Annotated in this window: 12 protein-coding genes, 1 tRNA gene and 1 pseudogene; 8 read left to right on the forward strand and 6 right to left on the reverse strand. The window is 64.1% G+C overall.

The annotated features are described in order from the left end of the window. Nucleotides 1-36: 36 nt before the first annotated feature. The gene (speB, locus tag ACE3OA_RS15435) at nt 37-1,020 is read right to left on the reverse strand and encodes an agmatinase (RefSeq protein ID WP_374312259.1); all 984 of its coding nucleotides are present in this window, start codon (nt 1,018-1,020) and stop codon (nt 37-39) included. A gap of 116 nt (nt 1,021-1,136) precedes the next feature. On the opposite strand from speB, the gene ACE3OA_RS15440 reads away from it, so the two are divergent. The 4 genes and pseudogenes from ACE3OA_RS15440 to ACE3OA_RS15455 all read left to right on the forward strand — a co-directional run bounded on the left by ACE3OA_RS15440 (nt 1,137) and on the right by ACE3OA_RS15455 (nt 5,231). Then, the gene (locus tag ACE3OA_RS15440; protein ID WP_374312261.1) at nt 1,137-2,105 is read left to right on the forward strand and encodes a LysR family transcriptional regulator; all 969 of its coding nucleotides are present in this window, start codon (nt 1,137-1,139) and stop codon (nt 2,103-2,105) included. A 192-nt stretch (nt 2,106-2,297) separates the two neighbouring features. Further along, nucleotides 2,298-3,257, forward strand: a pseudogene (locus tag ACE3OA_RS15445) (phosphate acetyltransferase); the annotation flags it as partial. Between the two features lie 10 nt (nt 3,258-3,267). Then, nucleotides 3,268-4,047, forward strand: a complete 780-nt coding sequence (fabI, locus tag ACE3OA_RS15450; RefSeq protein WP_374312264.1) for an enoyl-ACP reductase FabI — start codon at nt 3,268-3,270, stop codon at nt 4,045-4,047. Nucleotides 4,048-4,055: 8 nt separating this feature from the next. Continuing rightward, entirely contained in the window at nt 4,056-5,231 is a 1,176-nt protein-coding gene (locus ACE3OA_RS15455) for an acetate/propionate family kinase (RefSeq protein ID WP_374312266.1), read from the forward strand. Nucleotides 5,232-5,313: 82 nt separating this feature from the next. Here the strand turns inward: ACE3OA_RS15455 and ACE3OA_RS15460 are convergent. From ACE3OA_RS15460 to ACE3OA_RS15470, 3 genes are all read right to left on the reverse strand, one after another. Beyond that, nucleotides 5,314-5,405 (reverse strand) — tRNA-Ser (locus ACE3OA_RS15460). A 146-nt stretch (nt 5,406-5,551) separates the two neighbouring features. Then, a complete protein-coding gene (locus ACE3OA_RS15465; protein WP_374312268.1) occupies nt 5,552-6,259 on the reverse strand; it encodes a glutathione binding-like protein in 708 nt (235 codons plus the stop codon). 10 nt (nt 6,260-6,269) lie between these two features. Then, the gene (locus ACE3OA_RS15470; protein WP_374312270.1) at nt 6,270-6,899 is read right to left on the reverse strand and encodes a glutathione binding-like protein; all 630 of its coding nucleotides are present in this window, start codon (nt 6,897-6,899) and stop codon (nt 6,270-6,272) included. 241 nt (nt 6,900-7,140) lie between these two features. Between ACE3OA_RS15470 and ACE3OA_RS15475 the strand changes: the two genes are divergently transcribed. Continuing rightward, nucleotides 7,141-7,536, forward strand: a complete 396-nt coding sequence (locus ACE3OA_RS15475) for a PaaI family thioesterase (protein WP_374312272.1) — start codon at nt 7,141-7,143, stop codon at nt 7,534-7,536. Nucleotides 7,537-7,570: 34 nt separating this feature from the next. On the opposite strand, the gene ACE3OA_RS15480 is transcribed toward ACE3OA_RS15475, so the two are convergent. After that, a complete protein-coding gene (locus ACE3OA_RS15480; protein ID WP_374312274.1) occupies nt 7,571-7,999 on the reverse strand; it encodes an Mpo1-like protein in 429 nt (142 codons plus the stop codon). A gap of 146 nt (nt 8,000-8,145) precedes the next feature. Continuing rightward, on the reverse strand, nt 8,146-8,925 hold the full coding sequence (locus tag ACE3OA_RS15485) for an enoyl-CoA hydratase/isomerase family protein (protein WP_374312276.1): 780 nt from the start codon (nt 8,923-8,925) through the stop codon (nt 8,146-8,148). 274 nt (nt 8,926-9,199) lie between these two features. Between ACE3OA_RS15485 and ACE3OA_RS15490 the strand changes: the two genes are divergently transcribed. From ACE3OA_RS15490 to ACE3OA_RS15500, 3 genes are all read left to right on the forward strand, one after another. Next, a complete protein-coding gene (locus ACE3OA_RS15490) occupies nt 9,200-10,522 on the forward strand; it encodes a redoxin domain-containing protein (RefSeq protein WP_374312278.1) in 1,323 nt (440 codons plus the stop codon). A gap of 85 nt (nt 10,523-10,607) precedes the next feature. After that, nucleotides 10,608-11,297, forward strand: coding sequence for an orotate phosphoribosyltransferase (locus ACE3OA_RS15495; RefSeq protein ID WP_374312280.1), 690 nt, complete (start codon nt 10,608-10,610; stop codon nt 11,295-11,297). A gap of 60 nt (nt 11,298-11,357) precedes the next feature. Further along, entirely contained in the window at nt 11,358-12,260 is a 903-nt protein-coding gene (locus ACE3OA_RS15500) for a hydrogen peroxide-inducible genes activator (protein WP_374312282.1), read from the forward strand. Nucleotides 12,261-12,267 lie beyond the last annotated feature (7 nt).

Below are 12,267 nucleotides of genomic sequence, written 5' to 3' on the forward strand. Positions count from 1 at the left end.
CTGGCCAAGATCACTGGGCAAGATCACCGGGCAAGATCACCGGCCGCGGCGCCGCGCCAGTGAGTCGGCCAGCAGGCAGAGGATTTCAAACATCAGGGTAGCACCAACCAAGGCGGTGTTACCGCTGGGGTCGAAGGGCGGCGATACTTCGACCACGTCGCCGCCGACAAGGTCGAGGCCCTGCAGGCCACGCAGCACGGTCTGCGCTTCCAGCGTCGTGAAGCCGCCGATCTCCGGTGTTCCAGTCCCGGGCGTGAAGGCCGGATCGATGCCGTCGACGTCAAAGCTGATATAGGTGGGGCCATCGCCGGCGACGCGGCGTGCTTCCTTGATCACCGCATCCACGCCGATCTTGGCAAACTCCTCCATATAGATGACGCGCATGCCGCTCTGTTCGGCAAAGGCCATGTCATCGGCGCTGTAGATGGAGCCGCGGATGCCGATCTGCACCGTGCGCTTGGGGTCAAGCAATCCCTCCTCCACCGCCCGCCGGAAGGGCGTGCCATGGGTATAGAGATTGTCGCCGAAATAGCGGTCATTGGTATCGGAGTGAGCGTCGAAGTGAATCATGCCGACGGGCCGCTGCCTAGCGATGCCACGAAAGATCGGCAAGGTAATGAGATGATCGCCACCGGCTGACAGCGGTATCGCACCGGCGGCGTGCAGCTTGGCATAAAAGCCCTCGATGCGCTTCAGCGCATCCATCAGGTCGATCGGATTGACCGGGGCGTCGCCGAGATCGGCGACACGGGCGAGTTCATAGGGCGCTATCCGGCTGACATGATGCACCTTGCGCATGAAGCTCGACATGTTGCGGATTTCGCGCGGACCATGCCGGGCACCGGCGCGGTTGGTGGTGCCGCCGTCCCAGGGCACGCCGATCAGCGCGATGTCGACGGACGCCGGATCGGTGAGATGAGGCAGCCGCATGAAGGTGGGGATGGCGCCAAATCGCGGCACCAATACCGCGTCAACCGGTTGTGGGTTGCTGTTCTGGCCCGTCATGTTCTGGCCCGTCATGTCATGTCTCCCGCCTGCTATGACCGCATCGATCTTGGCGCCGATCTTCCCAGCCCGCCTCACTTCTGATAAACAATAATCAACAGAAGTTTACTTCTCCATTTTACGGAGTAAGGATGATCGATGCCCTGCGCGATGTCGACCTCAAGCTGATCCGGGCGTTTACCACCGTGGCCGAATGCGGTGGATTCATGCCGGCGCAGGCCGTTCTCAATGTCGGTCCCTCGCGCCTCAGCACCATGATCGCGGAGTTGGAGCAGCGCCTCGGCCTGCGCCTGTGCCGGCGCGGCCGGGTCGGCTTCGCCCTTACCGAAAGCGGGCAGGAAGTCTATCGCGCGGCCCAGCGCCTCAATGCCGATCTGGAGGCGTTTCGCTCCTCGGTCGGCTCGCTTCGCGGCAAACTCATCGGCAATCTGGCGATCGGCCTGGTCGACAATATCGTCAGCAATCCGGCACAGCGGATTGCCGAAGTGATAGACCGTTTCTCGAGGCGCGCGCAGGATGTGCGCATCACGATCCACATGGACAGCCCCCAGGAGCTTGAACGTAAAGTCCTCGATGGACGCCTCGATATCGGGATCGGCGCCTTCCATCATGCGCTGCCCGGTCTCGCCTATCACGCCCTGTTCCTTGAGGAGCAGACGCTTTATTGCGGGCGCGGCCATCCGCTGTTCGAGCGGGCGGCGACAGATATCCAGCAGGTCGACATCCTTGCCGCAAGCTACGCCGGCAAGGGCTATCTGGAAGACCGCCGTCCCCTCAACCTCTCGGCCCAAGCCGTTTCGTTCTCGATGGAAGGGCTGGCCATGCTCGTTCTCTCGGGGCGCTTCATCGCCTATCTGCCCAGCCACTATGCGGCGAGCTGGGTCGGCAAGGGCCAAATGCGGGCGTTGATGGCCGATACGACGAGCTATCAATCCCTGTTCGAATGCGTCACCCGGCAAGGCCACAGCCGAACGCCGATCCTGCAGGCCCTGCTGGAGGATCTGCATAGCGGCCATGCCAAGCGCCTCCTGCAGCCGGATACCGGCAGGTCGGCGACAAGCCGCAAGCCGCGGCGGCCGACCCGATTGGCTGAAACTTAGGCTTAGCCATCGACGCCGCCTCAGGAAATTCGTCCCCCGGAAACGCTGTAAACATTGATCCCGGTCAATTCCAAGGAAACCAGTCCGTGGCAACTTGTTGTCAACCTGCAACACGTTCCGCCTATCATCTCTGCAGAGCTTGGTAGCCATCGACCGACTGCGTGATCGCACACAATGGAAAGCATAGAACGCGCCATGATTCCTCAATCCAAAGATCGGTCGCACGAAAAATACGAAGGCCTCCTGCAGGCGGCGGGCAAATACCCGGCCATAGCAACCGCCATCGTTCATCCCTGTGACGACGTCGCCCTGCAATCCGCGATCGAGGCGGCGGCAAGGAAACTCATTGTGCCCATCCTCGTTGGTCCGAGGCCCAAGATCGAGGCCGCCGCCGCTGCGGCCAAACTGGATATCTCGGCGCTGCCCCTGGTCGATGCCGCGCACAGCCACGACGCCGCGGAGAGGGCCGTTGCCCTGGTCCGCGAAGGACGCGCGGAGGCGCTGATGAAGGGCAGCCTCCATACCGACGAACTGATGCATGCCGTGGTGGCACGGGATACGGGCATCCGCACCGCGCGGCGCCTCAGCCACTGCTTTATCATGGACATTCCGGGCTACCCCACGCCGCTGATCATCACCGATGCGGCGATCAACATTGCGCCGTCACTTGAGGAGAAGGTCGATATCACACAGAACGCTATCGATCTTGCTCATGCCCTGGCATTCGATGAGGTCCGCGTCGCCATTCTGAGTGCCATGGAGACCGTCAATCCCAAGGTCCCTTCGACGATCGAGGCCGCTGCCCTCTGCAAGATGGCGGATCGGGGCCAGATCACCGGAGCCTTGATCGACGGCCCGCTGGCGCTCGACAATGCGATCAGCGTGAGTGCCGCCGCCATCAAAGGCATCCACTCGCCGGTAGCCGGCAGGGCCAACGTCGTGGTTGTGCCGGACCTTGAAGCCGGCAACATGCTGGCCAAGAGCCTCTCATTCCTTGCCGGCGCCGACGCCGCGGGCATCGTGCTCGGCGCCCGCGTTCCCATCATTCTGACCAGCCGCGCCGATTCACTGCTCACCCGCCTTGCTTCCTGCGCCGTGGCGACGCTCGTTGCCGCGTCGCGGCGCAAGGACACCGCCCGCGCCATTGCCTGAAGGAGTCGACATGACCGATACCATCCGCCCGGTACTCGCCGGCATGAAGGCGCTCGTCATCGGCATCGCCAACCAGGAATCGATCGCCTATGGCTGTGCCAGCGCCTTCCACCAGGCGGGTGCGGAAATCGGCGTCACCTGGCTGAACGAGAAGGCAAGGCCACATGTTGAACCCCTTGCCACCGAACTGGGCGCCACCATCACGGCCCCCCTCGACGTCTCGCAGCCCGGGCAGCTCGAGGCGGTCTTCGATATTGTCGCCAAACGATGGGGCAAGCTCGACATCCTGGTTCATTCGATTGCCTTCGCACCGAAGGACGACCTCACCGGCGGCCTGCTCAATTGCTCGGCCGAAGGTTTCGCAAAAGCCATGGACATTTCATGCCACTCCTTCGTGCGCATGGCCAAGCTGGCGGCACCGCTGATGACCGATGGCGGCTCGATGTTCGCCATGAGCTATTACGGCGCCAACCGCGTGGTGCCGAACTACAACGTGATGGGTCCCGTAAAGGCGGCGCTCGAAGCGGTCTGCCGCTATCTCGCCTATGAACTGGGGCCGCAAGGCATCCGCGTTCACGCCATCTCGCCGGGTCCGCTGAAGACACGCGCCGCATCCGGCCTCAAGGATTTCGAGATGCTGCTCAACAAGGCGGCCGGCACGGCGCCGCTGGGCGAGCTCATCGACATCATGGATGTCGGCTATACCTGCGCCTATCTGGCAACACCTTTCGCCAAGCGCGTAACCGGCGGCACCGTCTATGTCGACGGTGGCGCCAATATCGTGGCCTGAGTCGAGCCATGCCCGATTGCCTTGCCGTGCTCAACGCCGGCTCATCCAGCATAAAGTTCGCCGTCTACGACATGGCTGCGGAAGTCCAGCATCTGCATGGCCAGATTGAAGGTATCGGCACGGCGCCCCATCTGCGCCTTGCCGGGCATCCGGGAGAAATTCTTGCCGAGCGGCGCTGGTCGGCCGGCGAACTCGATCACGACGGCGCCACGCGCGAAATCTACCAGGCCATTGCGGATTTCCTTGGCGACGGCCGCCTCCTCCGTGCCATGGGCCATCGCGTTGTGCATGGCGGCATCGCCTATACCGCGCCCGTTATTGTCGACGCGTCGATCCTCGAGGCCCTGGCCGCCTTCGTGCCCCTGGCGCCGCTGCATCAGCCGCACAATCTGGCGCCCATCCGTGCCATCGCCGCGCACCAGCCGGACCTGCTGCAGGTCGCGTGTTTCGACACGGCCTTTCACCGGGCGCAGCAATGGGAAGCTCAAGCCTTTGCCTTGCCGCGCCGCTATTTTGCGGAAGGGGTGCGGCGCTATGGTTTCCACGGCCTTTCCTATGAATATGTCAGCAAGGCGCTTGTCGATCTGGCGCCGGACATTGCCCAGGGCCGGGTGATCATCGCGCATCTGGGCAATGGGGCGAGCCTCTGCGCCATCCATCGCGGCGCCAGCGTCGCCAGCACGATGGGATTTACCACGGTCGACGGCCTCATGATGGGCACCAGATGCGGCACCATCGATCCCGGTGTCATCCTCTATCTGATGGAACGGGAGGGGCTCGACCTGCGCGGGATCGAGGATCTTATCTATCGCCGTTCCGGCCTTCTCGGTGTTTCCGGAATATCGGCCGACATGCGAACGCTGCGCGCCTCCAAGGCGCCCGAGGCCGCTGCGGCCATAGCACTCTTCGAATACCGCATCCTGCGCGAAATCGGCTCGCTCGCCGCTGCTCTCGGCGGTCTCGACGCCCTCGTCTTCACCGCCGGCATCGGCGAGAACGACGCCGCCACGCGCGAAGCGATCATGCGCGGCTGTGCCTGGCTGGGTGTTGCGCCGGACGCGGCACGGAACGCTGCCGGCAAGGGCCGCATCAGCGCCGACCCGTCACCCGTCTCCGCCTGGGTCATCCCGACCGACGAGGAACGCATGATCGCGCGCCACACCGCCGCCCTGCTGCGCCGCTAGGGTGTTTGCCGATCATGGCACGGCCAAACCGTCATTGGCCGATTGCGGCCAAGGACGTTCGGTCAGTCTAAAAAAGGGAAATTGGCGGAGGGGATGGGATTCGAACCCACGATAGGGTTTAACCCCTATAACGGTTTAGCAAACCGTCGCCTTCAGCCACTCGGCCACCCCTCCGCGCTCAGCAATCTATCGAGTGGCGCGTTTTCACGACGTATGCGGGGCCTTTACTAAAGGTGGCCCAAGGGAATGTCAAACCATCGTCGCGCGGACCGGGTCGAAGTTTATAGCGTCAATTATTTCAATAAGTTACCCAAGGCCCCTCAGGAGCGGCGCTCCAGCTGCTTGGCACCGAACAGGATATCGCGTTCCTGAGCGGTGAAAGGCTTGCTGCGGCTGCGGTCGGCGAGGACCTGCAGGCCGCGAATCACCGCCGGGCGCTCGGCGATGGCGTCGAACCAGCGCTTCAGATGCGGGTGGGCGTTGATGTCCTGCCCTTGGCGATCCCAATAGCGCAGCCACGGCCAGGTCGCGATATCGGCGATGCTGTAGGCCTCGCCGGCAAGATGGGGGCTTTCCGCCAGCCTTGCATCGAGCACCCGGTAGAGCCGCGTGGTTTCATCGGTATAGCGCTTGATGGCGTAAGGGTACTGCTCCGGCGCGTAGGAGCGGAAATGATGCGTCTGGCCCAGCATCGGACCGACGCCCGACATCTGGAACATCAGCCATTGCATAACGCTGGCGCGCCCGCGCGGATCTTGCGGCATCAGCTGGCCGGTCTTCTCGGCAAGATAGATCAGCATCGCACCCGATTCCATCAGCGCGATCGGCTGGCCGTCGGGCCCATCGGGATCGACCATGGCGGGGATCTTGTTGTTCGGGCTGATCTTCAGGAAAGCCGGCTGGAACTGGTCGCCGGCACCGATATCAACGGCGTGGAGCGTGTAGGGCAGCCCCATCTCCTCAAGTGCGATATGGACCTTGTGCCCGTTGGGCGTCGGCCAGGTGTAGAGCTCGATTGCAGCTGTCATGCTCGTTTCCTCACGCCGCCTTCAACAGCGCGTTGAGACCGCGCTGCACGGCCGGGCGCTCGGCGATCGTCGCGATCCAGCGCGCCACATGCGGGAAATCGCGCATGTCCTGGCCATATTTCTCGCTGCCCTTGACCCAGGGCCAGGCGGCGATATCGGCGATCGAATATTCCTTGTCGCCGAGATAGGCACTTTCCTTGAGCCTCTGCTCCATCACGCGCAGCAGCCGCGTCACTTCATTGGTGTAGCGATCCACCGCATACGGGATCCGCTCCGGTGCCACGGAGCGAAAATGCCAGGCCTGGCCATACATCGGCCCGATGCTCGCCATCTGGAACATCAGCCATTGCAGCACGTCATAGCGGCGCCGCTTGTCGCTGGGCAGGAACTTGCCGGACTTCTCGGCAAGATAAATGAGGATGGCGCCGGATTCGAAGAGTGTCAGCGGGCGCCCGTCCGGGCCATCCTGATCGACGATGGCCGGGATCTTGCTGTTCGGGTTGATGGCCACGAATTCCGGCCGGAACTGCTCGCCCTTGCCGATATCGACCTTGTGCAGGCGGTAGGGCAGGTCGGTCTCTTCCAGCATGATGTGGGCCTTGTGCCCATTGGGCGTCGCCCAGGAATAGAGGTCGATCATATCTCCCGATCCGCTTGGCAAAGTGGGCTGGCAGGGCTGCCGGAAACCTTGGCAAATCGCTGCCCCATCGCACTGTCGCGGGAAAAATCGGACGATGCAAGTGGCGCTTTACCGCCGTGGTGCAAACAGGCAGTGTGGCTCCATGAATAGCCGGAATGAATAACCGGATGAATACCCGGCCGGTGCGCATACATCGCCGGCGGGCGGGCGGTTTCTAGCAATGTTCTGTGACGGATTGGTGATGGAAAGACCCTATAGCGGCTATGCTGAATTGATCGGTTATCAACTGGTCGACAAGGAAAAGGACTTTGCCCGGCTGAAACTGCTGATCGAGCCGCGGCATCTCAACCGGATGGAAGTGCCCCATGGCGGCGTCCTGGCGACGCTGATCGATACCGCGACCGGCTTTGCCGTGGCCCTTGCCGGCGGACCGGACAGGATCATCAAGGCCGTTACCCTGTCGATGAATGTCCAATTCATGGGTCAAGGGAAGGTCGGTGAAACCCTCGTCGTCGAGGGTCATCGCATCGGCGGCGGCAAGACCGTGGCCTTTGCCAAGGCGGAAGTGCGCAATGAAGCTGGCGCAATTCTTGCCCGCGGCGATGCCGTCTATCGCTTCCTGGAAAAGTGGAGCTGACGCGCCCCTGATACGGGCGCGCAGGTCCCGCGCGCTATTCCGCCGGCTGGCTGTGCGAGCGCGGCGCCGGGGCGCCGAGGCCGAGCCGTGAGTATTCAGCGCCGATGCCACCCGTCATGGCAAGCCAGCACATGCGCAGATCGGCCAAGGCGCCGTAGAAGGCGTTGACGCGGATGAGCGGCTGGTTGTGCTCGACCCACCAATGCGAGGTCACCGCCATGACCACGGCGAAGGCGATGCCGGCGGCGCAAAACAGCGCCTGCTGATGATAGATCGCGAGCAGGGTCGCGATGATGCCCACGATTGTTGCCGAATAGTGCATGCCGCGAGTCAGCGGATGGCGGTGAACGTCGAGATAGAGGCGCCAGAACTCGGCGAAGGTCATTTTCACGCCGTCACGGAAAGTCTTGTCCGTCGTCACGCCCCGGGTCACGGGCCGCTGCTCCGCCAATCTTGCTGCCATAGAACACTTCTCCCGTCCAACAGGGCCGGATACCAGCCCCTCACCGCATCCCTGGAAGTGATCTTAACGCCCTTTTCTGACCACTGTCTAACATTCATGATGCTTTCCGGTTCCGCTTCACCGGGCTGTGATGGCTGCACCCGCGTTCAGCCCCCGGTGAATTGCGCGCGGCGCTTCTCCAGGAAGGCCGCGATCCCCTCGCGATAGTCGTGGCTGGTGACGGCGGCATAGCTTTCGGCGATTTCGGCCGCCGTCAGCGGGCGCGGATCCAGGCAGCGCAGGGTGAACTTCTTGTGGTTGCGATGGCTGGTCGGTGAGCCCGCCAGCAGGCGCGCCGTCAGCTCGGCGACCGCCGAGTCCAGTTCCGCCCCCGCGACCGAGCGTGTCACCAGCCCCTTGCGCAGCGCCCAGGCGGCATCGTGGAGATCGCCGCCCAGCAGCATTTCCAGCATGGCCGGCCGCCCGATCAGCCCGACCAGGGCCGCCAGTTCCGGATAGGGCATGGTAATGCCGACACGTTGGATAGGAATACCGAATCTGGCTTCCTCCGCCGCGATGCGGAAATCGCACATGGCGGCGATTTCCAATCCGCCGCCGAGGCAGTTCCCGTCGATCCGCGCGATGGTCGGCAGCGGCAGCTCGCGCAAACGCCAGAGCGCCTCCAGCATCATCTCGCCATAAGCGCGGGCGCCTTCGGGCGTCGCGCGGAGGGCGGCGAATTCGGCCATGTCGGCGCCGGCGGCAAAATGGCCGCCCTGACCCCGCACCACCACGCAGCGCAGGTCGGCATCCCGGGCAAGGTATTTGAGCTGGTCAGCCAGCCCCCGCCACATCTCGGCATTGAGCGCATTGCGCTTTTCCGGCCGGTTGAGCGAGAGCGTAGCCACCGCGCCGTCGCGGTCCAGGCGGATCAAGCTGGTCGTCATCTGAAGTTTCCTCGGTTGCGGTCAATTGCCGGCGCAGAGCCTAGTCGACGAACAGCGGGTCGTCAGCCCCGCCACATCGGCTGCCATCGCATTCCGCCATGGTTAACAATCGCGTGTCCCGGCTTGCCGAAGCAAACCGATTCCAGCATGGTGTCGCCCGCCGGGCGGGATCGGCCGGGGGACACCCCAGGACAATTACCCCCCCCAAAGTCCGTCACCCCGTGTCCGTCACCCCAGGCCGCAACGATCCGATCAAACAAGGCAGTTCGACACCATGAGCACCGGCAAGCCCACCCTTACCCTTGGCCAACCCAGCGCAGCGCGTGTTGCCGACCCGCGCCTGCTGGTCGGTGATCCGGCGCCCTGGTTTCACTGCGCCAGCAACGTCAATCCGAATTTCGACTTCTCCACGGCGGGCGGGCGTTATGTCGTGCTCACCTTTTTCGGCTCGACCGCGCACCCTGTCGGCAAGACGCTGATCGAAAGCTTTCAGGCAGCGCAGGAGACGTTCACGGATCCGGACTTCTATTGCTTCGGCATCTCGGTGGACCCGGCCGATCGCGACCGCGCCGACCTCACGCAGGTGCGCCCCGGCCTCGACATCTTCTGGGATTTCGAGCGCAAGGTGGCGCAGCGCTATCAGCTGGCTCAGCCGGAAACGCCGATCGCAGCCCTGCAGCCTGTCACCTACCTGCTCGACCCGACCCTGCGCATTCTCGGCATCTTTGCCACCAATGACGGGCGCCTGCAGGCGGATTCTGTTCTGCAGGTCCTCAAGCGCCTGCCCAAACTGGGCGCCCCCCGCCCCAGCCAGATGCAGGCGCCGGTCCTGCTGCTGCCCAATGTGTTCGAGCGCGAGCTGTGCCAGCGCCTGATCGAAGGCTATCGCACCGGCAATCCGACGGAATCCGGTTTCATGGTCGAACGCGACGGCAAGACCGTCCAGCAGCACGACCATCGCCACAAGCGGCGCAGTGATTGGAGCATCAACGACCGTGCCCTGATCGAGGCGGCGCAGGAACGCGTCCGCCGCCGTCTCATTCCGGAAATCAGACGGGCCTTCGCCTTCGACGTCACGCGCATGGAGCGCCATATCGTCGCTTGCTACGACCAGAGCGGCGGCTATTTCCGCGCCCACCGGGACAACACCACCAAGGGCACCGCGCATCGCCGCTTCGCCGTCACCATCAACCTCAATGCCGAGGAATATGTCGGCGGCGATTTGATGTTCCCGGAATTCGGCCGCGCCACCTACCGCGCGCCGACCGGCGGCGCCGTCGTCTTCTCATGCTCGCTGTTGCACGAGGCCCTGCCCATCATCCGCGGCCAGCGCTTTGCGTATCTCCCGTTCCTCTATGACGAAGCGGCAGCGCAGATCCGGCAGGCCAACAACCCGCATCTGGGCGAAGGGGTCCAGGTCTACCAGATGGCAACCCCGCGCCCGGCCCTGGCCCCCCAGGATAAGACGAGAGGGGATAAGACGAGGGGGGACAAGCCGAGGGGGAAACCGCAGGGCAAGCAGGGGCGGAAATCCGGCGGCCGGCCGCAGGGGAAATCCGGTCCCGGCGGCAAGCCCGGCCGCCCGCAGCCGCGCTGAAGCCGGCCCTCAAACCCGCCCTTGCGGTGCTGCGCGGCGCTCTCTAAAAGGGCGGGCATCCAATCCATTCGCAGGGGCGAGACTCATGGCGCAATCGACGGGTTCTTCTGGCCTTTCCGGGCCGATCGTGGCGCGAATCCTCCTGGAGATCGCCGCCGTCCATTTCCGCCCCGACGAACCCTTCACGCTGACCTCGGGCCGCAAGAGCCCGGTTTATATCGACTGCCGCAAAATCATCGCCTTTCCCCGGGCCCGGTCCAAGGTGATCGAACTGGCGGCCGATCTGGTGGGCCGCGAGATCGGTTTTGAAAGCCTCGACGTGGTGGCCGGCGGCGAGACGGCCGGCATCCCTTACGCGGCCTGGCTTGCCGACAAGCTGGGCCTGCCGATGGCCTATATCCGCAAGAAACCCAAAGGCTTCGGCCGTGGCGCGCAGATCGAGGGCGACATGCAGCCCGGCGCCCGCACTCTGCTGGTCGAGGATCTGGCGACCGACGGCGGCTCCAAGGTCAATTTCATCAACGCCATCCGCCAGGCCGAATGCGCCGTAGCCCATGCCTTGGTGGTCTTCCATTACGGCATCTTTCCGCAATCGCTGAAGACGCTGGGCGATCTCGGCGTGAAGCTGCATGGCCTCGCCACCTGGTGGGACGTGCTGGAAGCGGCCCGCGATACCGGCCGCCTGGATGCGACTGAGACCGCCAAGATCCGCGCCTTCCTCGACGACCCCGAAGGCTGGTCCAACGCCCGGGGCGGGTCGCTGAAGGACGAATAGCGGCTTTGATTGATCGATTCTCCCCGCTATTCTGGCGGCAATAATCGATAGGATCGATCAATGCGCACCCTCCCCACCCTCCGCCAGCTGCGCTATCTGGTAGCGCTGGCCGAACACAAGCATTTCGGCCGGGCGGCCGAGGCCTGCTTTGCCACCCAATCGACCCTGTCGGCGGGCCTGCAGGAGCTTGAGAACCTGCTCGACGTGAAGCTGGTCGAGCGTTCCAAGCGCCGGGTCATGCTGACCCCCCTGGGCGAGGCCATCGTCACCCGCGCGCGGGTCGTGCTGCGTGAGGCCGAGGATATCGCCGATCTCGCCTCCGCCTCGAAGGACCCGCTTTCCGGCGCCTTGCGCCTCGGCGTCATTCCCACGATCGGGCCCTATCTGCTGCCGCGGGTCCTGCCGCCCCTGCGCCAGACCTATCCCAATCTGCGGCTCTATCTGCGTGAGGATCTGACCGCGCGGCTGCTCGATGCGCTGGGCGAGGGCGATATCGACGTGGCCCTCATCGCCCTGCCCTTCCAGACCGATGAGTTGGAAGTCCGCTCCCTCGGCCACGATCCCTTCCTGCTCGCCTGCCGCGCCGAAGATCCCCTGGCAAAAGCCAAGGCGCTCGATCTCAACGACATTCCCGAGGACCGGCTGTTGCTGCTCGACGAAGGGCATTGCCTGCGCGAGCATGCCCTGGCCGCCTGCCGGCTGGAGCCGTCGCGTCACCGTGACGATTTCCGCGCCACCAGCCTGCCCACGCTGGTGCAGATGGTCGCCAACAAGCTGGGACTGACCCTGTTGCCGAAGATGGCGGTGGATGCCGGGTTGCTGGGCGGCACCGGGCTGGTCACCAAGCCGCTTTCAGCCGCGGCACCCGCACGCGAGATCGCCCTGGTCTGGCGCCCCACCACACCGCGGGCGGTCGAATTCAACCTGCTGGCCGATCTGCTCGCCCGCTTCGCCGCGCAATAGCTTGGCG

The organism is Dongia sp. (assembly GCF_041906375.1).
Lineage (GTDB): Bacteria > Pseudomonadota > Alphaproteobacteria > Dongiales > Dongiaceae > Dongia.